17 protein-coding genes and 1 pseudogene are annotated in these 18,501 nt (G+C 73.2%); 11 read left to right on the forward strand and 7 right to left on the reverse strand.

Features of this window, described 5'->3' with window-relative positions:
- Nucleotides 1-23: 23 nt before the first annotated feature.
- Nucleotides 24-785, forward strand: coding sequence for an alpha/beta fold hydrolase (locus ACIBK9_RS16450; protein WP_397158839.1), 762 nt, complete (start codon nt 24-26; stop codon nt 783-785).
- A gap of 114 nt (nt 786-899) precedes the next feature.
- On the opposite strand, the gene ACIBK9_RS16455 is transcribed toward ACIBK9_RS16450, so the two are convergent.
- Both ACIBK9_RS16455 and ACIBK9_RS16460 read right to left on the reverse strand, forming a co-directional pair.
- Nucleotides 900-1,145 (reverse strand): hypothetical protein, encoded by a 246-nt coding sequence (locus ACIBK9_RS16455; protein ID WP_397158841.1) that lies wholly within the window; start codon nt 1,143-1,145, stop codon nt 900-902.
- Between the two features lie 183 nt (nt 1,146-1,328).
- Nucleotides 1,329-1,982, reverse strand: coding sequence for a TetR/AcrR family transcriptional regulator (locus tag ACIBK9_RS16460; RefSeq protein ID WP_397158843.1), 654 nt, complete (start codon nt 1,980-1,982; stop codon nt 1,329-1,331).
- Between the two features lie 129 nt (nt 1,983-2,111).
- Between ACIBK9_RS16460 and ACIBK9_RS16465 the strand changes: the two genes are divergently transcribed.
- From ACIBK9_RS16465 to ACIBK9_RS16485, 5 genes and pseudogenes are all read left to right on the forward strand, one after another.
- Nucleotides 2,112-3,074 (forward strand): alpha/beta hydrolase, encoded by a 963-nt coding sequence (locus ACIBK9_RS16465; protein ID WP_397158845.1) that lies wholly within the window; start codon nt 2,112-2,114, stop codon nt 3,072-3,074.
- Between the two features lie 10 nt (nt 3,075-3,084).
- A complete protein-coding gene (locus ACIBK9_RS16470) occupies nt 3,085-4,062 on the forward strand; it encodes an aldo/keto reductase (RefSeq protein ID WP_397158847.1) in 978 nt (325 codons plus the stop codon).
- Between the two features lie 201 nt (nt 4,063-4,263).
- A complete protein-coding gene (locus ACIBK9_RS16475; RefSeq protein ID WP_397158849.1) occupies nt 4,264-5,409 on the forward strand; it encodes a MalY/PatB family protein in 1,146 nt (381 codons plus the stop codon).
- A 107-nt stretch (nt 5,410-5,516) separates the two neighbouring features.
- Nucleotides 5,517-5,603 (forward strand): annotated as a pseudogene (locus ACIBK9_RS16480) (hypothetical protein); the annotation flags it as partial.
- Nucleotides 5,604-5,892: 289 nt separating this feature from the next.
- Nucleotides 5,893-6,033 carry a Hin recombinase gene (locus tag ACIBK9_RS16485; RefSeq protein WP_397158851.1) on the forward strand — a complete coding sequence of 47 codons (141 nt, stop codon included), beginning with the start codon at nt 5,893-5,895 and terminating at the stop codon, nt 6,031-6,033.
- A gap of 155 nt (nt 6,034-6,188) precedes the next feature.
- On the opposite strand, the gene ACIBK9_RS16490 is transcribed toward ACIBK9_RS16485, so the two are convergent.
- From ACIBK9_RS16490 to ACIBK9_RS16505, 4 genes are all read right to left on the reverse strand, one after another.
- On the reverse strand, nt 6,189-6,746 hold the full coding sequence (locus tag ACIBK9_RS16490) for a hypothetical protein (RefSeq protein ID WP_397158853.1): 558 nt from the start codon (nt 6,744-6,746) through the stop codon (nt 6,189-6,191).
- A 364-nt stretch (nt 6,747-7,110) separates the two neighbouring features.
- A complete protein-coding gene (locus ACIBK9_RS16495) occupies nt 7,111-9,141 on the reverse strand; it encodes a M14 family zinc carboxypeptidase (RefSeq protein ID WP_397158854.1) in 2,031 nt (676 codons plus the stop codon).
- 78 nt (nt 9,142-9,219) lie between these two features.
- On the reverse strand, nt 9,220-10,020 hold the full coding sequence (locus tag ACIBK9_RS16500; RefSeq protein WP_397158856.1) for an alpha/beta fold hydrolase: 801 nt from the start codon (nt 10,018-10,020) through the stop codon (nt 9,220-9,222).
- A gap of 37 nt (nt 10,021-10,057) precedes the next feature.
- Complete coding sequence (locus tag ACIBK9_RS16505; protein WP_397158858.1) at nt 10,058-11,485, reverse strand: PucR family transcriptional regulator; 1,428 nt, start codon at nt 11,483-11,485, stop codon at nt 10,058-10,060.
- 90 nt (nt 11,486-11,575) lie between these two features.
- On the opposite strand from ACIBK9_RS16505, the gene ACIBK9_RS16510 reads away from it, so the two are divergent.
- The 5 genes from ACIBK9_RS16510 (at nt 11,576) to ACIBK9_RS16530 (ending at nt 18,099) form a co-directional block, all read left to right on the forward strand.
- Complete coding sequence (locus ACIBK9_RS16510) at nt 11,576-12,697, forward strand: DUF917 domain-containing protein (protein ID WP_397158860.1); 1,122 nt, start codon at nt 11,576-11,578, stop codon at nt 12,695-12,697.
- Nucleotides 12,694-14,010, forward strand: a complete 1,317-nt coding sequence (locus tag ACIBK9_RS16515; protein ID WP_397158862.1) for a hydantoinase/oxoprolinase N-terminal domain-containing protein — start codon at nt 12,694-12,696, stop codon at nt 14,008-14,010. Before ACIBK9_RS16510 ends, ACIBK9_RS16515 begins: the two co-directional genes overlap by 4 nt.
- Nucleotides 14,011-14,127: 117 nt before the next feature.
- A complete protein-coding gene (locus tag ACIBK9_RS16520) occupies nt 14,128-15,447 on the forward strand; it encodes a cytosine permease (protein ID WP_352329663.1) in 1,320 nt (439 codons plus the stop codon).
- Between the two features lie 77 nt (nt 15,448-15,524).
- Nucleotides 15,525-17,042, forward strand: coding sequence for a hydantoinase/oxoprolinase N-terminal domain-containing protein (locus tag ACIBK9_RS16525; RefSeq protein ID WP_397158864.1), 1,518 nt, complete (start codon nt 15,525-15,527; stop codon nt 17,040-17,042).
- Nucleotides 17,035-18,099 (forward strand): DUF917 domain-containing protein, encoded by a 1,065-nt coding sequence (locus ACIBK9_RS16530; protein WP_397158866.1) that lies wholly within the window; start codon nt 17,035-17,037, stop codon nt 18,097-18,099. Before ACIBK9_RS16525 ends, ACIBK9_RS16530 begins: the two co-directional genes overlap by 8 nt.
- On the opposite strand, the gene ACIBK9_RS16535 is transcribed toward ACIBK9_RS16530, so the two are convergent.
- Nucleotides 18,069-18,356 carry a YchJ family protein gene (locus ACIBK9_RS16535; RefSeq protein WP_397158868.1) on the reverse strand — a complete coding sequence of 96 codons (288 nt, stop codon included), beginning with the start codon at nt 18,354-18,356 and terminating at the stop codon, nt 18,069-18,071. The genes ACIBK9_RS16530 and ACIBK9_RS16535 overlap by 31 nt on opposite strands.
- Nucleotides 18,357-18,501: the final 145 nt, after the last annotated feature.

An 18,501-nucleotide genomic window follows, 5' to 3' on the forward strand; every position in this document is an offset into this window, starting at 1 on the left:
TCGCCCGACCAAGGGAGATCGCCATGCCTTACACCAGCTCCGGCATCTACTGGGAAGAACACGGCCGGGGCACGTCGACAGTTGTCATGCTGCCGGGATTCGGCGCCTCGGCCGATCTCATGGCCGGGATCGCGCGGCACCTCGACGGGTTCCGCGTCCTGATCTTCGACCTGCCCGGACACGCCCGGTCCGTACGCGCGCCCGCGGACGGACGGCTGCCCTCGCTCGCCGCGATCCTGCACGAGGCGATCAACGAGGCGGGCGCCGACGACTACTGCCTCGTCGGCTACTCCCTCGGCGGCGCGATCGCGATGCGGATCGCGCTCGACCACCCGGACGAGGTGCGCGCCATGATCGGCGTCGTCCCGTGGAACGCCGGGGGGACGACGGCCGAGGACGCGGTGATCGCCGGCTTCGACGCCGCGTACGGCGACGTCGAGGCTCTCACGCACGCGGTGGCGGCGATCTCCGTGGACCCGTCCAGGACATCGGGCCTGACGAGCAGCATGCTGACCGTCACCGAACGGATGTGGCACGGCTGGCTGGCCGGCGGCGCGCTGACCAGCCAGGCCGACGAGCTGCCCGGGATGCGCGTACCGACCTGCTATCTCCTCGGCGGGAAGGACGTCGTCGTGGACCAGGCGAAGCAGCTGGACGACGTGCGGCGCATCCCCGGAAGCCGCGCGGTCCTGCTGCAGGAGCTCGGCCACCTGTGCGGCCTGGAGCGGCCGGACGTCGTCGCGTACGAGATCTCGGCCTTCCTGCGGCGCATCGCACCCTCCTGACGGAGGTCACCCGTCCCGGTACAGCGCTGTGAGCTGGGCGGCCGGCTTTGCTGGCAAGGGTTCGCCTCCCTCGCCTCGCAGTCTGGAGACGTCTCGGATTTCGCGTTCGTCTGCTCATCGGTCGAGATGAGCAGACGAGGCCGAGCGCGGGCGTTGCCAGACACAGCCAGGCAGACGGGGATCGCTGCGCAAGACCACAAGCAGCACGAACCCGAAGAGCCGCAGCGTCAGATCGCGGTGCACGATCTGCGCCTCCGCGACACCCAGCCCGATGGCACGCAGCATGCCCAGGAAGGCGTCGGTGTGGATCAGGCGGTCTTGATGGATCGCCACGTCGCCGAGCTGCTCGTCCAGCGACACCAGCAGTGCCCGCGGGCAGCGCCGGTAGACGGCCCTGTTCTCCCGAAGCTGACCCGCCCGCGACGCCGTTCCGGGCCGGCGGGCGCGGTCCGGGGACCGTGCTCGGCGACGCTGGTCTGATCATGACGACCGGAAGGAGCCCGGGGTGCGACAGGAGAGTGATCAAGCGGCACCGGGTGGACGTCAGGGGATCTGGGCCTCGATGTGGGCGAGTTGGGCGGCGAGGGTCTCTTCGAATGCGGCGCGGCGGTCTGCTCCGAGGGGGCGGATGTCGCGGGCGTAGTGGGCCAGGGCGGGGAAGCGTTCGGGGTCGGCGCCGAGCACCGCGACGCGGAACTGCTCCATGGCCTGTTCGTACTCCTTGGGGGTGATGCTGCTGATACCGGCCTCGGAGGCGATCAGCGCGGAGAGGAGGATCACGATGCGGTGGTATCGCACCGGGATCTCCTCGTCGGGCAGGCCGGACGTGCGCAGGGCCTGCAGCAGTTCCTCCATGACCAATCGGGATCCGGCGCCGCCGGACCCATAGCGTCCCCACACCGTGGCGAGTTGGAGTTGCTCGCCGAAGGCCTCGCGCAGACGCAGGGCCAGGGCGGTGATGCGCTGCTTCCAGTCGCCCTCGGGGCGGTAGCCGTCCATGGCGGCCAGCAGGATCCGGTCGGCAACCGCGCGCAGCAGTTCGGTCTTGTTGCGGAAATGCCGGTAGAGGCTGGAGGAGTCAGTCCCGAGCACCGCTGCGAGCTTGCGCACGCTGAACGACTCGGCGTCACCCGTGCGCAGCAGTTCCGCCGCCGTGTCCAGGATCTCCTCGGTCGACCATCGCCGTCGGCCAGTCATCTCGCCCCTCTCGTCCGGGCTCAGCCTAACTTATGCACTTGGCGATGCACGCACTGCGTGCATAATGAGGGCAACGCACGGCCCGGCCACAACGACACACCCGGCATCCGGCCGGGAGGGGGAGGACACATGAGTGAGACCACTACCGCGACACGGCCGCCGGAGCCGGACTTCTCGGCAATCACGACCGAGGAACTGCGCGCCTACCGCGACGCGGAGAACCGCTGGCGGGCGTCCGGCACGGCTCGGGCAATCCTCGGGGAGCCGAATCCCGGCGCCGCGATCGTCTGGCAGCAGGTGGCACTGCCCGGCCGCGACCTCCCGGTCCGGGTGTACCGGCCGGTGTCGACGGGAGACGGCGAAGCCGGCACCACAACCGACCTGCCACTCGTGGTCCATGTGCACGGAGGCGGCTTCGTGGGCACGGCGGCGCAGTGCGACTGGACCAACAGCCACCTCGCCGCGGGACTGCCCGCCCTCGTCGTCTCGGTCGAGCACCGCCTGCTCGCCCCCGGCAGCCCGCTCGCAAACGCCGCCGACGACGGCTGGGACGTGCTCCAGCACGTGGTGCGGCACGCCGCGCAGTGGGGCGTCGCCCCTGCGCGCGCGGCCGTCTTCGGCGAGAGCTGCGGCGCGCTGATCAGCGCGCTGGCGGCCATCCGGGCCAGAGAGGCCGGCCTGGAGCTCAAGGCGCAGGTGCTGGTCAACCCCGTGGTCGACACGACCGAAACGATGTTCGCCTATCCCTCGATCACCGAGTACGCATACAGCCCGGCCCGGGCCCTGCCGCAACTGCGGCTCATCCAGCGGCTCGCCGTCCCGCCGGGAGCCGACGCCGGCGCGGTCTCGCCGCTGTACGCGGGCGACCTGAGCGGGCTCGCCCCGGCGCTCGTGGTCGTGCCCACCCGGGACGCGGTCGCCGACCACGGCCGCCGCTACGCCGAGCGACTGCGCGAGGCGGGGACCCCCGTGCGGCTCACCGAATACCCGGGAGCAAAGCACGCGTTCCTCACCCTGCCCGGCGTGGAACCACAGGCCGGAGCCGCCCAGGCGGAGATCCTCGGGTTCCTGCGCGCGGCCCTGGCAAAGTGACGGAGGAACGATGCTCTTCACTCTTGGACCTGACGGCCCGGCGGTCTCCCGACTCGGCCTCGGCTGCATGAGCATGACCGGCATCTACGGCCCCGCCGACCCGCACGAGGCCTCAGCCACCCTGCTGGAGGCCCTCGATTCGGGCGTCACCATGTTCGACACCGGCGACTTCTACGGTGACGGAGCGAACGAGGAACTCCTCGGCCAGACCCTCGCCCCGAACCGCGACCGCGTCGTGCTGGCCACCAAGACCGGAGTCCGCCGCACCGCCGAGGGCCTGGTCCCCGCCGGCTCACCAGGCGATCTGCGGCGTGCCTGCGAAGCGTCATTGCGCCGGCTGCGCACCGATCACATCGACCTGTACTACCTCGCCCGCATCGACCCCGCCATCCCCGTCGAGGAGTCCGTCGGTGCCCTGGCCGGGCTGGTCGCCCAGGGCAAGGTGGGCCACATCGGCCTGTCCGAAGTCTCGGCCGACACCCTCCGCCGCGCCCATGCCATCCATCCGATCAGGGCCGTCCAGACCGAGTACTCGCTGTGGGAACGCCATGTCGAACACGACATCCTGTTCACGATCCGCAGTCTCGGCGCCGCCCTGATCGCCTACAGCCCCCTTGGCCGCGGCCTGCTCACCGGGGCCGTCCGCGCCACCACGCGCTACGAACCCGGCGACTTCCGTGCCACCGCCCCCCGCTACAACGGCGACGACCTCAAGGCCAACCTGGCCATCGTCGACGCCCTCACCCACCTCGCCGCTGCCAAGAACGCCACCCCCGCCCAGATCGCCCTCGCCTGGCTCCTCACCCGCGGCAGCGACGTCATCCCCATCCCCGGCAGCTCCCGCCGCCCCCACCTGCGCGACAACCTGGCCGCCCTCGACCTGCACCTGACCGCCACCGACCTCGCCGCCATCGACGCCGCCGTCCCCGACACCGGGGCCCAAGGGGCCCGATACGGCGACCACGGCATCGCCATGATCGACCAATGAAGAGACAAGCACCCTGATGACGAAACCACCCCATGCACGATCACCGCTCAGACCGATGTCACGGGCCTTGCGCTCACCGTCCTCGCGACGATCGCCACGTACGTCGACCGCGGGCACCACCCACCTGCCGGCCGACCACATCTTGTCGCGTGGTTGCTGACCAGACTCACCTTCATCGGCCCCTGAGGGACAGGAGAAGCCATGTTCGACGACCTTGACCTTTCATCGTTGGCCCGTCGCCCCGGAGTGAAGTGGAGCCGGGCCGAGCCGGGTGTGCTGCCGGCATGGATCGCGGAGATGGACTTCCCGCCGGCCCCCGCCGTGCAGGAGGCCCTCATGCGGTGTGTGCAGGAGGACCTGGGATACCCCTCGTGGGACGGGCGCCCCGAGCAGATCCCCCTGCGGGCCGCCTTCGCCGAGCGTATGCGCGAACGCCACGGCTGGGTGCTCGACCCCGGCCACGTCCGGGAGTTCACCGACATCAACCAGGGGCTCCAGGCCGTCCTGCGCGTGGCCACGCGCCCCGGCGACGGCGTCGCCCTGCACACTCCGGCGTATCCGCCCTTCCTGGAAACGGTGACGGGCATGGAGCGGCGCCTGCACCCCGTCCCGTACGTCCTTCAGGACGAAGGCTGGGTCTTCGACGCCGAGCGGCTCGACCGGGAGCTGGCCGATGGCGGCTGCCGGGTGCTGCTGCTGGTGAACCCGCACAACCCGACCGGGCGTGTGCTGCGCCGCCAGGAGCTGGAGACGGTCGCCGAACTGGTCCGGCGCCACGACCTGCTGGTCATATCCGACGAGATCCATTCCGACCTCGTGCACAGCCCGCACCGGCACATCCCCTTTGCCTCCCTGTCGTCCGAGGCGGCCGCCCGGACAGTGACTCTGACCTCCGCGACCAAGGCGTTCAACGTGCCAGGGGTGCGCTGCGCCGTCGCGCACATCGGCGCGGCCGACGTGCGCGCGGCCCTTTCGGGCCCGACCCACCTGTACGGCGAGCCCAACACCTTCGGCGTGGCCGCCACCTTGGCGGCCTGGCGGGACGGTGACTCCTGGCTGTCACAGCTGCGGCCGGTCCTGGACCGGAACGCCGCGCTGGTGCATGAGGGGCTGCCGCGCGGCATCGGATACCGCGTCCCGGAGGCCGGCTTTCTCGCCTGGCTGGACTGCCGCGCCCTCGATCTCCCCCCCGACCCGCACACATTCTTTTTGGAGAAGGCCCGTGTCCTGCTGAATGACGGCCGGACCTTCGGTCCCGGCGGCGAGGGCTTCGTCAGGCTCAACTTCGGTACGTCACCGGACCTCCTGCGGGACATCCTGGGCCGTATGCGCGAGGCCGTGGGCTGACCGCGCCCTCCGGGCGAGCCGACCGGTGGGGCCGGAACACGAGCGAAACATGCCACCGCCTTGTTCAGCGCGGTTCGCCTTGATACGGATCGTACGACGCGGCGGATGTGCGCGGCATCGCTGATACGGCGATCCGAGCGGCAGCGGTCACGAAGGACAATCCGGCTGACCTGATCAACGCAGCGTTGGAGGAATTGCTGGAATCCGGTCGGGAGTTGCCCGGATACACCACGCTGGACCGGATGGTGGCCAAGATCCGCGCCGAGGTGAACCGGGACGTGTTCGCCACTGTCGCCGGCCGGATCACTCCGGGGCAGCGCGCGAGGCCGGCCGAGCTGCTGATGCTGGACCCGTCCAGTCGGCGCAGCCGGTTCGACCGGCTGAAGGACCCGGCGAAGGCCGCGAAGATCGGCAAGTGCAAGGTCCGTCTGGCGCATCTTGCCGACCTGGACGCGTTCGGGCCGACCGGTGCATGGTTGCAAGGTGGCCCGCGACCTGCTGCCCGATCCCGGCCGGTCGGTGACCTCGATCGCCAAGCTGCTCGGGGTGAGCGTAGGCACGCTCTACAACCACATCCCCGACCTTCAGAAGCTTCGCCCAGGTCAGCGCTCGAACCTCGCGTAGGGATGCCTGATCTCGACAAAGAGCGCCTATTTGGGCTGGTGACACGTTCGTTTACGGCACCCCAGTATGGCGGGTGGCCGGGGGGCGCTTGCCGTTCCTTGACATGCGAAAAGGGCGTCCCCCGCGGGGAACGCCCTTCTCGTCGTGCGCGCGTGCTACTTTTTGACCGACACCGGAGCCGTGCCGGTGTCCTGCTGACGCCAGGCGCCCGTGTCGAACGCCACCGGAGCGGCCTTCCTGCCCACACCGTCACCCCACTTGGTGACCACGTACTGGATCTTGATGTGACCCTCGCCCTTCACACCGTCCACACCCAGCGTCTCCGGATTGAACCGGCCACCGGTCAGCTCGGCGAACGTCTTGGCGTCCAGGTCCAGCATCACCCCACGACTGGAGGGGTCACCAGGACCACGGTCCCCCACGAAGAACGGCAGCTTCTTACCCTGGTAGACCACGTAACCCTCGGTCATCAGCGGCCACGACGGCGAAGCCGCCAGACCCTTCTGCATCGGCTTGCCGGCCGCCGGCAGACCCGTGTCACCGGCGCGACCCGAGGAGTCGTCCCAGAAGTACGAGGCGGTCGTCGAACCGGCCAGCACACCCTGACCGTTCACATCCGCATCAGCGCTCGCGGGATGAGCGGCGGCACCGATCGTCAGCGCCGACAGAGCAGCGGCGGAAAGCATGGCGAAAGAACGCAGGCGAGCAGTCATCAGCAGTCTCCTTGGTGACATCGATCATCAGGGGGGCATGCGCTCGCTTGACTCAGACAAGACATGAAGGCCGTAGCCGGGCACAAACGCCATCGGTCGCTACGTGGAGCGCAGTGGGGGCGGACCCAGATGGGTCACTCACCCGCCAATAGGTAGACACTAACCCAAGAAACGGACAAACGCAAACCTAACACCCCAAAACGGGCAAAGATCTACCCCTGAACCGTAAACCCCGGGCAAGCGACCCCAACATGGGCAAAAGCCCAGGTCACTGTCGCGGGGTGTCCGTATGTAAACCCCGGGCAACGCGCGGGCATTCCCGGCCCCCGCGAACGCCATGACCTGGGCATGAGCCGCGCGACGGTCACGGCCTCCGGTAGTCGGCCGCCACCCCCACCAGCGAGATCAGGCCCGCGGCGAACTCCATCGCCTCGGCGTGCCCCTCCTCGAACGGCGGCTGGAAGCCCACGCCCTCCCACGTCCGCGCGGTCGGGTTCCACAGGTCGGCGCCGACCTCGAAGTCCCAGCCGTAGACGCCGTGGTCGTACCAGAGCTCGTCGGCGGAGTTGCCGGCCGCCGAGTAGAGCACGTCGGTCACCGGCCCGGTCTGCTGCGGCCAGATGACCGTGCCGCGCTCGGCGGCGATGGCCTGCTCGATCGTGCGGGCCGAGCGCATGAAGTACGCCTCCTCCTGGGCGCTCGGCCTGGGCAGCGCCACACGGCCGTCGAGCTTGTACGCCCCGGGCGGCCACATGAAGTACCCGCCGTAGCTGTGCACGTTCATGGCGAACCGGATGTTGCGGTACGTCTCGGCCAGCCACATCACGTTGCGGCTCTCCGGCTCCGAGTGCTCGGCCGGACCGGCGTACGTGCCGCTCTGGCAGTTGGCCGAGGCGCCGAAGTAGCCGTCCGACAGGGAGCCGACGGCGTAGTTGCGGTTGACGTCCACGCCCCAGGTGTTGCGCTGCGCCGGGTCGGACTGCGCGGCCGGGCAGTGGTTGGTCATGTTCTTCCGCTGGCCGTTGAAGTCGTAGAAGCTGTAGTTCGCGCCGTCGGGGTTGACGGTGGGGACGATGAAGATGTCGGTGCGCTGCAGCAGCCTGCGGGTGGCGGCGTCGTGGGCGTAGTTGCGCAGCAGCCGCTCGGCGGCCTCGACGGTGACCAGCGGCGCCACCCATTCCCTGGCGTGCTCCTGGGCGTAGGCCAGCACGCCGGTGCGCGAGCCGTCACGGTGGACGCCGACGCGCAGCGCCAGCACCCGCATGGGCTTGCGGGAGACGTCGGCGGGCGCCTTGAGGGAGTCGGTGAGCCGGGTGGCGGCGGCCGCGGCCATGACGCCGGCGCCGGGGTCGGTGCGGTAGGCGGCGGCCTTCAGCCCGGTGCCCGGCGCGGCGTTGATCGCGGCGACGACCTGGGCGGCGGTGCTGACCGGCGTGCCGGAGCCGTCGGTGGCCAGGCTCACCGTGACCTGCTTGCGGGCCACGCTCACCTGGAGCGGCCGGTCCGGCGCGCCCGGGGCGGCCAGCTCGACGGACAGGTCGTTGCCGCCCTCGGAGCCGTAGGCGTCGGAGGTGACCACGATCGCGGCGCCGGGCGGCGTGCCGATCAGCGCCTGGGCGTGGCGGCGGTAGCCGTTGGTGAGGTTGGGCAGCGGGATGACGTCGGTGAGCGACGGGTACCGCCGGTGCAGCGCCTGGATGCGCTCGTTGAGCTGGGCGGGCGGCATGTACTGGGTGACGAAGTCCTTCTGGTAGCCCGGCGCCTGGTGGTCGGGACGGTCCCCGTCGGGCCATTCCAGGACGCGGGCCTCGGCCGTGCCGCCGGTCGCCGAGGTGACCGTGACGCGCTGCGGCTCGGCCGGCACCGGGGCGGGGGTGCTGAACTGGTGGCCCAAGTAGGCGCCGGCGTCGACGTACGGGACCATCGCGACCTGGCCGGTGGCGCCGCCGCGGCCCGTCCAGGTGGCGGTGAGGGCCGCCGTCTCGCCCGCGCTGCTGCTGGCCTCGACCGACAGGAAGTACCCGTCGCGGGACTTGTACCAGACGGCCCGTTCGATGACGATCTGGTCCTGCGCGGCGGTGGCGGACGGCGCCTGCCGGGCAGCGGGCGGCGTGCCGGACGCCAGGCCCACGCCGATCGCCCTCAGCTCGGCGAGCTTGCCGGCCGTGAGCACGGCGTCCACCTGGACGCTGCCGTCGGCCTGCGGACGGACCCGCTCGGTCAGGTCGGCGCCGGAGGCGACCAGCCGCTCCATCGCGGCCCTGTCGGGCACGGAGAGCGTGACCAGCGACGCCGGCTCCGGGTCGGCCGGCCCCGCCACCGCCGGCAGCGACGACGGCCCGGAGGCGAGGAACGTCGAGACGACGATCATCAGGATGACTGCGGACGCCCTCAAGCCACGCATCGGCTCCTCCAGGATCACCGGTATCCCGATCATTGAAAGCCGACTTGACCCGACCGGCAAGACCCAGTTTCACCTTTCTGTGGAGGCGGCGACGTCCCGAATCGCCGTGACGACCAGATCAGGCTGCCGATACTGCACGTAGTGCTCGGAGGTGCCGGCCACCACCACCCGCCCGCGCGTGGACCGGGCGGCCACCCGCCGGGCCTGGTCGAGGGCGCTGCGCGGCCCGCCGGACGGGATGACGACCACGACCGGCGGCCCGCCCGGCCCCTCCGCCGTCCCGGCGACCTCCCGCGCGCTGTCCGGCAAGGCCCACGCCTCGGCCCTGGCCGCGGCCATGCTGCCCGGCCCGTAGACGACGGGGGCGGCGGCGCGCGCCGCCGGGGTGGCGTCGCCGGGCACCAGGAGATCCCCGGCCAGCCGGAGCAGGCCGATCCTGGCCAGCGCCTGGTTGGCGGTGAGCTGGGCGGCAATCAGCGGCCGGGACACCCGCATGGCCGTCACCGCCTCCTCGTCGGTGGCGTCGATCAGCACCAGGCCCGCCGTCACCTCCGGGTACTGGGCGGCGAACAGCCGGACGATCTGGCCGCCGTAGGAGTGCCCGGCCAGGACGTACGGGCCGGGCTCGCCCGCGGCGGCGAGCAGCGCGCGCAGCTCCCCCGCCGCGCGGCCCGCCGTTCGCGGCCCTGGACCCTCCTCGCTCCAGGCGTATCCGGCCCGGTCGTAGGAGCACACGCGCAGCCCGGCCGACAGCCGCCGCTGGACCACCTCCCAGCTCGCGCTCGACTCGACCAGGCCCGCCTCCAGCACCACCACCGGGCCGCCGGACCCCGCGCAGCGCAGGTGCAGGCGGTGGCCGCCGACGTTCACCAGGCGGCCCGGGGGCGGGGTCCTGGAGGGCCGTCGTTCAGCGGGAGGAGGCCGCGCGGCAGGCCAGCTGGAGGGCCAGGCGTTGCCGCGGGTCGGCCAGGTCGGCCTGGAGCAGGGTCTCGATGCGGCGCACGTTCCTGCTGACGGCGTTGCGGTGCAGGTGCAGCTCCTCGGCGGCGCGGGCGGGCGAGCCGTTGTGGTCGAGGTAGGCGCGCAGGATGGCCAGGAGGTGGGCGGCCCGCTCGCCGCCGAGGTCGAGGATCGGTTGCAGCAGCTCCCTGACGGCGTGCTGGGCGGCGTCGGAGGCGTACCACTCCTCCAGCATCCGGTCGAGGCCGGCCAGGTCGTAGGTGGCCAGCGGCAGGGTGCTGCGGCGCAGGGCCGTACGCGCCTCGGAGGCGGAGGTGCGCAGGCCGACCAGGCCCTGGTGGGCGGTGCTGACCCCGCAGCGCAGCTCGGCGCCCGGCGGGCGGACCCGTTCGAGCAGGCGGGCGGCGTCGCGCACGGCCTCGCGCAGGCCCGCCCTGCCCTGGTCGCGCCGCTGGCTGCGGACCACGATCAGCGCGTCGCCGGCGAGCGCGGCGTTCCAGGCGGCGCCGCCCAGCTCGCGGGCCGCGCGCACGGCCCGCGAGGCGGCGGTCTCCAGCAGGGCGTAGCGTTCCTGGCCGCCGTCGGCCGGGCCGTCGGTGGCGGCGTCCGGGGTCTTGGCGGGGTCCTTCGCGGGTTCCAGGCGCAGGACGACGTGCCAGTCGTCGATCGGCAGGCCGAGGGCCCTGGCGCGGGGGGCCAGCTCCTGCGCCTGGTTCTCGGGGGCGACCAGCAGCTCGGTGAGGAGCTGGGCGCGGGACCGTCCGGGCAGCTCGTCGGACGGGCCCGCGGCGGCGGCCAGGGCGGCGACCCTGAGCACGATCCCGGCGGCCCGGTCGAAGTGCGTCCCGGCGGGCCCGCCGGCCTGGGCGGTGAACGCGCCGCCGTCGGCCCGGACGGGACGGCCGAGAGCCGCGCCGGCCGCCTCGGCGATGCGCTCGGGGACGCCGCCCGCCCCCGCCACGGCCTCCGCGGCGCGCGCCGTACGGACCAGCGCCTCGGCGGCGTCGCCCGCGATGGCCCGGTCAAGGGCCACCACCAGCTCCGCCAGGTCGCCGCCGGCGGCCGCCAGCAGCGCGACCCCGCCCCGCTCGGCCAGCGCGGCGGCGCTCCGGTCCACCGCGGCCTCCAGGGCCTCCAGGGCCCGCCCGGCCTCCGCGGTGAGCACGAGCGCCACGGCGCCGGCCGCGGCGGCGTCGCGCAGCGCGACGTCGAGCCGGTAGCCGGCCGCCTGCCGCGAGGCCGCGCCGGTCAGGACCAGCACCGACCCCGGCGGCTGGCCCGCGATCCCGCCCAGGTCCTCCACCAGGCGCACGCCCGAGGCCGCCGCCGGCGCCTCCGGCCCGGCCAGCGGACGCAGCTCTTCCAGCAGGAACATGTCATCAGTGTGCCATCGGCACACGAAGCCCGGCAAAAAGGTGCGGCTGGAACATCCGGGCTTGACCTGCGGCTTCGTAACCTCGACAGCATGGACATCGACACCGGGCTGCTGCCCGCCTTCGCCCGCGGCTGCGCCGTGCTGGGCTCGGGCGGCGGCGGTCCCGTGACCATCGCCCGCGCCGCGGCGCTGCAGGCGCTGGAGGACCACGGGCCGGTACGCGTCGTGCAGCCCGCCGAGCTGGACCCCGAGCTGCTGGTCATGCCCGTGGGCACGGCGGGCTCCTCGGCCGTCATGTCCGAGCGCGTCGGCGGCACCGACGAGCCCGTCTACCTGCGCGACAAGATCGAGGAGCTGTACGGCGCGCCCGTCGGCGCGGTGCTGGCCAGCGAGATCGGCGGCGCGAACGGCTGCCTGGCGGTGGCCTGGGCGGCCCGCGTCGGCCTGCCGCTGGTGGACGCCGACGGGATGAGCCGCGCCTTCCCCCGCATGGACCAGACGGTGATGCAGCTGCGCGGCATCGCGCCCACCCCGGCCGTGCTGTGCGACGAGCGCGGCCGGACCGTCGTCGTCGACCGGGTGACCGGCGGCTGGCTGGAACGGCTGGTACGGGCGTCGCTGGAGGCGTTCGGCGGCCAGGTCGCGACCAGCGAGTACATCATGCGCGGCGACCAGGTGGCCGGCGCCACCGCGCTCGGATCCGTCACCCGGGCCGTGCGCCTCGGGACGCGGCTGCCCGACCCGCTGGTCACCGGCAAGGTCGCCGAGACGGCCGGGTCGATCCTGGTCGAAGGGCTCGGGTACGACCAGGGGCGGCTGGTGCGCATCCAGGCGGGCAGCGAGTTCCTGGCCGTCGTCGAGGACGGCGTGCCGCTGGCCGTGGTGCCCGACGTGATCGCGATGCTGGACACGCGTACGGGCGAGGTCGTGCAGGCCGAGCAGGTCCGGTACGGGCTGCGGGTCAGCGTGGTGCGCGTCCCCTGCGACCCGGTCTGGCACACCCCCGAGGGGCTGCGGCTGGCCGGGCCCGCCGCGTTCGGTCTCACCGGACTTCCCACCCCTCCCCCACCGCAGGCGCCCCCCGTCCCCGCGACGCCGGAAACCCCGGCGGGCACGGCCTTCAGCCCCTCCCCCACCGCGTCCACCGGGTCTTCCGAGCCTTCCGAGCCTTCCGGGCCTTCCGGGCCCGCCGGACGGGAGGTGGGAGCGTGAGAGCCGGGGTGGACGTCGGGCCGACCAACACCGACGCGGCCGTCGTCGCCGACGACGGCCGGGTGCTGGCCACCGTCAAGATCGCGTCGATCCCCGGCGACCCGGTGGCCGGGGTGCGCGCCGCGCTGGCCCGCCTGCCGATGGACGGCGAGCCGGCCCAGGTCGCCGTCGGCCTGCGTGGCGCCGCCACCGCCGTGACCAGGCGGTCCGGGCTGCGCAAGGTGGCCGTGCTGCGCATCGCGGGCGTGTCGGCGACCGCGGTGCGCCCGCTGTCCGGCTGGCCGCCCGACCTGCGTGCCGCGGTGAACGCCGGCACCGCCGTCGTGGACGGCGGCGGCGGCCTCGACCGCGAGGACCGCACGCCCCTCGACCGCGACGCCGTGGCCCGCTTCGCCGCGGGCGTGGCCGGCACCGCGCAGGCCGTCGCCGTCGCGGGCCTGTTCTCGCCCCTGGACGGCGAGCAGGAGCGCGAGGCGGCCGAGATCGTCCGGGCGGAGCTGGGCGAGGGCGTGCCGATCGCGCTGTCGGCCGACCTCGGCTCGCTCGGCCTGCTGGAACGCGAGAACGCGACCGTGCTGGACGCCGCCCTGTCGGGGTTCGCGGGCGCGGTCTCCGGCGGGCTGGCCAGCGCGCTGGCGGGCCTGTGCCCGGGGGCGGCGGTGTTCGTGACCCGCGGCGACGGCACGCTGATGAGCCTGGAGCACCTGGCCCGCCATCCCGGGCTCAGCCTGGGCAGCGGCCCGGCGAGCGTGCTGCGCGGCGCCGGCGCGCTGACCGGGCTCGGTGACGCGGTGGTCGCCGACGTGGGCGCCACCCGCGTCCGGGTCGGCGTGCTGACCGGCGGCTATCCGGAGGAGGCCGTGGGCGGCGCGGACATCGGCGGCGTGCCCGTCGGGCTGCGCATCCCCGGGCTGATCAGGGTGCCGCGGCCGGTCGACCCGACCGAGCTGGCCGAGGCCGTGGACCGGCTGCAGCCGGGCGCCGGGCTGCTGCCGCTCGTGGTCGTGGGCGGCGGTGAGCACGCCGTGCCGGAGGGGCTGCATCCCGAGCACGGGCCGGCGGCCGGCGCCATCGGCGCGGCGGTCAGCCCGGTCGGCGGCCAGTACGAGCGCATCGTCCGCCTGCCGGACCGCTCGGCGCTGGCGGCGGCGCTCGAACCGGTCGCGGAGGAGGCCAGGGCGGCGGCCGTCCGCGCCGGGGCCGATCCGCGGCGGGTGCGGGTCATCGGGGTGGAGGAGATCCCGCTCGCCTACCTGCCCGGCCCGTTCGTCCGGCTGCGCGCCCGCGCCGCCGGGCCGCCCTCGCTCCTGTGACCGCCCGCCCTTCGACCGGCTCTCTGACCGGCCCTACGACCAGCCTTGTGACCGCCTGCTCGTGAGCCCCCGCTCGTGAGCCCCCGCCACGACCCCCCGACGCGAAGGAAGACCACCATGACCGACTCCGACTACCCCCTGGAGCGGGTGCCGCAGGCCGCCCGCTACTCCTGGTTCAACGTGGCCGTGCAGCGGTTCGGCCAGCTCTCCGACCTGACGCAGTTCCTGCTGGGCGCCACGCTCGGCGCCGGACTGTCGTTCTGGGGGGCGTTCTGGGCGTTCACGCTCGGCTCGGTGATCCTGGAGGTGGTGTGCATCTTCGTCGGCATCGCCGGGATGCGCGAGGGCCTGTCCACCTCCATGCTGGCCCGCTGGACCGGCTTCGGCCGGTACGGCTCCACGATCATCGGCGTGATCATCGCCCTGAGCCTGTTCGGCTGGTTCGGCGTGCAGACCGCGGTGTTCGCCTCGGGCCTGCACTCGATCATGTCCTGGCTGCCGCTCTGGGCGTGGGCCATGATCGCCGGCATCGGCGTGACGCTGCTGGTCATCCGCGGGTTCAAGGCGATGGGGATGACGGCGTTCATCACCGTGCCGGCGTTCCTCGGCCTGGCCGGCTGGGCGATGTGGGTGGAAATTTCGCGACATGACCTGGGGTCGCTGGTGGCCTCGCCGCCGTTCGGCGAGCCGATCAGCATCGCGACCGGCGCCACCATCGTGGCCGGCTCCTACATCATCGGCGCGGTGACCACGCCCGACATGACCAGGTTCAACCGCAACACCGGCGACGTCGTCAAGCAGACCCTCGTCGGCATCTCCCTCGGCGAGTACGTGCTCGGCCTGGCCGGCGTGCTGCTGGCCTACGCGGTCAAGTCCTCGGACGTGATCGCGATCATCACGGCCTCCTCCGGCGTGATCGGCGTCATCGTCCTCATCTCGGCCACCGTGAAGATCAACAACTGGAACCTGTACTCCGCCGCGCTCGGCCTGCTCAACGCCGTGGAGTCCACGGTCGGGGTGCGGCTGAACCGGGTCGCCGTCACCATCGGCATCGGCGTCCTGGGCAGCGTGCTGGCCGCCGCCGGGATCCTGGAGCGCTTCACCGACTTCCTGCTGATCCTCGGCGTCATCACGCCCCCCGTCGCCGGGATCATGGTCGCCGAGTACTTCGTGGTGCGCCGCTGGCGCCCGGTGCTGGACGCCTCGCGCGCCACCGGCACGCTCCCCGAGACCGAGCCGACGTGGGTGCCCGCCACGCTGGTCATCTGGGCCGCCGCCGCGCTGGTCGGCTGGCTCAGCGACCACTACCAGTGGATCGGCATCCCCGCCCTGAACTCCCTGATCCTCGCGGGCCTGGGCTACGTCGTCGCGGGCCGGCTCGGCCTGGTCCGCGGCACCCGCGAGGTCCCCGTCGAGCGGCCCGCGCTCACCGTCTGAGAATCGCGCGGCCACGCGCTCACCGTCCGAGAATCGCGCGGCCCCGCGCTCACCGTCCGAGAAGAGAGTCCTCCTTCATGCGTATCGGCATCGACGTGGGCGGCACCAACACCGACGCCGCCCTCATCGGCGACGACGGCCAGGTGCTGGCCACCGTCAAGTCCCCCACCACCGCGGACGTCACGGGCGGCGTCGCCGCGGCCCTGGCCGGCCTGGGCGCCACCCGGGTGTCCGCGGTGATGATCGGCACCACCCACTTCGTCAACGCCCTGGTGGAGGCCGCCCGGCTGGAGCCGGTCGCGGCCGTCCGGCTCGGCCTGCCCGCCACCGCCGCGCTGCCGCCGCTGGTGGACTGGCCCGACCGCCTGCGCCAGGCGGTCGAGGGCGCGGTCTACCTGTGCCACGGCGGCTGCGAGTACGACGGCGCCCCCATCTCCCCCCTCGACCCGGATGAGCTGCGCGGCGTCGCCGCCGACATCAGGCGGCGCGGCCTGCGCACGGTCGCGATCTCCTCGGTGTTCTCCCCGGTCAGCGACGCCCACGAGCGCGAGGCCGCGCAGATCCTGGCCGCAGAGCTGGGCCCCGAGGTGCACCTGTCGCTGTCCTGCGAGATCGGCCGGGTCGGCCTGCTGGCCAGGGAGAACGCCACGATCGTGAACGCCGCCCTGCGCCCGCTGGCCGACCGCACCGTGGCCGCCTTCGGCGAGGCGCTGCGGGTGGCCGGGATCGACGCGCCGCTGTTCCTGTCCCAGAACGACGGCACCCTCATGGACGTGGACCAGGCCCGCCGCTACCCGGTGGCCACGTTCGCGTCGGGGCCGACGAACTCGATGCGCGGCGCGGCGTACCTGTCGGGGCTGACCGACTGCGCGGTGGTGGACATCGGCGGCACCACGTCCGACGTGGGCATCCTGGTCGGCGGGTTCCCGCGCGAGGCCGCCGGCGAGGCGCTGGTCGCCGAGGTGCGCACCAACTTCCGCATCCCCGACGTGCTGTCGATCGGCATCGGCGGCGGCTCGCTGGTCGCCGAGGACGGCACCACCGGCCCGCGCAGCGTCGGCTACCGGCTGACCGAGGAGGCGCTGGTGTTCGGCGGCGGCACGCTGACCGCCACCGACCTGGCCGTGGCCGCCGGGCTGGCAGACATCGGCGACCGTGACAGGGTCGCGCACGTCGACCCGCAGCGCCCGCTCAAGCTCATCGCCGAGCGCGTCTCGGAGGCGGTCGACCGCATGCGCACCTCGTCCGCGCCGCTGCCCGTCGTGCTGGTCGGCGGCGGCAGCGTGCTCATCCAGGAGCTGCCCGGCTTCGACGACGTGCGCCGCCCGGCGCACTTCGAGGTGGCCAACGCGGTCGGCGCGGCCATCGCCCAGGTCGGCGGCGAGGTGGACCGGGTCTTCTCCGGCCCCCGCGAGCGCATCCTGGAGGAGGCCAAGAGCGAGGCGATCATCCGCGCCGAGCGCGGGGGCGCCCGCGCGGGCAGCGTGCGGATCGTGGACGTGGAGGAGCTGCCGCTCGCCTACCTGCCCGGCGACGCCACCCGGATCAGGGTGAAGGCCGTCGGCGACCTGGACCTGGAGAAGATCGATGCGTGAGATCGGAATCGACCGGCTGGACGACATGGCGCGCGGCGCCGGGATCCTCGGCACCGGCGGCGGCGGCGACCCGTACGTGGGCAAGCTGCTGGCCCGCGAGGCCATCCGCAGGCACGGTCCCGTGCCGCTGGTGGCCATCGACGAGGTGCCCGCGGACGCGACCGTCGTGGCGGTCTCGGGCATGGGGGCGCCGACCGTGCTGCTGGAGAAGCTGCCGGCGGGCACCGAGGAGCTGACCGCGCTGCGCGCCCTGGAGGCGGTGCTCGGCCGTCAGGCCACGCACATCGTGCCCATCGAGGTCGGCGGCGTGAACTCGATGATCCCGATCGCCGCCGCCGCGCAGGCGGGCCTGCCGATCGTGGACGGCGACGCGATGGGCCGCGCCTTCCCCGAGGCGCAGATGGTGCTGCCGACGCTGATCGGCGTGCCGAACACGCCGATGGCGCTGGCCGACGACAAGGGCAACACGCTGGTGCTGGAGACGGTGTCCAACGTGTGGGCCGAGCGCCTGGCCAGGGCGGCGTGCGTGCAGATGGGCTGCCAGGTCTCCTGCGCCGACACCGTCATGCGCGGCGACCAGCTGCGCGACGGTCTGGTGCCGGCCACGCTGACGCTGGCCGAGGACCTGGGCCGGGCCGTGCGGCTGGCCCGCGCCGGGCACGCCGACCCGGTGGCGGCGGCCCTGGACGTGCTGGGCGGCCTGAAGCTGTTCACCGGCAAGGTCGTGGACGTCGAGCGCCGCACCACCGGCGGCTTCGCCCGCGGCCAGGCCCGTCTGGAGGGCACCGGCACGCTGGAGCTCAGCTTCCAGAACGAGCACCTGCTGGCCCGCCGGGACGGCGAGATCGTGGCCACCACGCCCGACCTGATCTGCGTGCTGGACACCGACTCGGGCGAGCCGGTCACCACCGAGGCCATGCGCTACGGCCTGCGCGTCACGGTCATCGCCGTGCCCTGCGACCCGCGCTGGACCTCGCCGGGCGGCCTGGAACTGGCCGGGCCGCGGTACTTCGGCTACGACTGCGACTACCGGCCGCCGGCCATGACCCCGGCGTAGACCCAGCGGCCGTCCAGCCGGACGAACCTGCTGTGCTCGTCGAGCACGCCCGGCACCCGCCGGTTGACGAAGTGGGCGCGGAACCGCACGGTGCCCTCGGTGTGGACGGGGCTGCCGCCGGTGCTCTCCAGCACCTCCAGCTCCGTCCAGGCGACCTTCCTGTCGAGGTCGAGGCGGGCCGGGCGGTCGGCGGGATGCCAGGTGGCCATGAGATAGGCCTCGTCGCCCACGGCGAACGCGCTGAACCTGGACCGCATGAGCGACTCCGCGGTGGGGGCCGACCCCTCACCGCGGTGGTATCTCCCGCAGCAGTCCGCGTAGGACGCGGGCAGACCGCAGGGGCATGGACGAGGAGGCATGCCCCCCATTGTGCCGCCCCCGCGCCGCCTTGCGCTCCGCCCG

Source organism: Nonomuraea sp. NPDC050227 (assembly GCF_044459705.1).
Taxonomy (GTDB): Bacteria; Actinomycetota; Actinomycetes; order Streptosporangiales; family Streptosporangiaceae; genus Nonomuraea.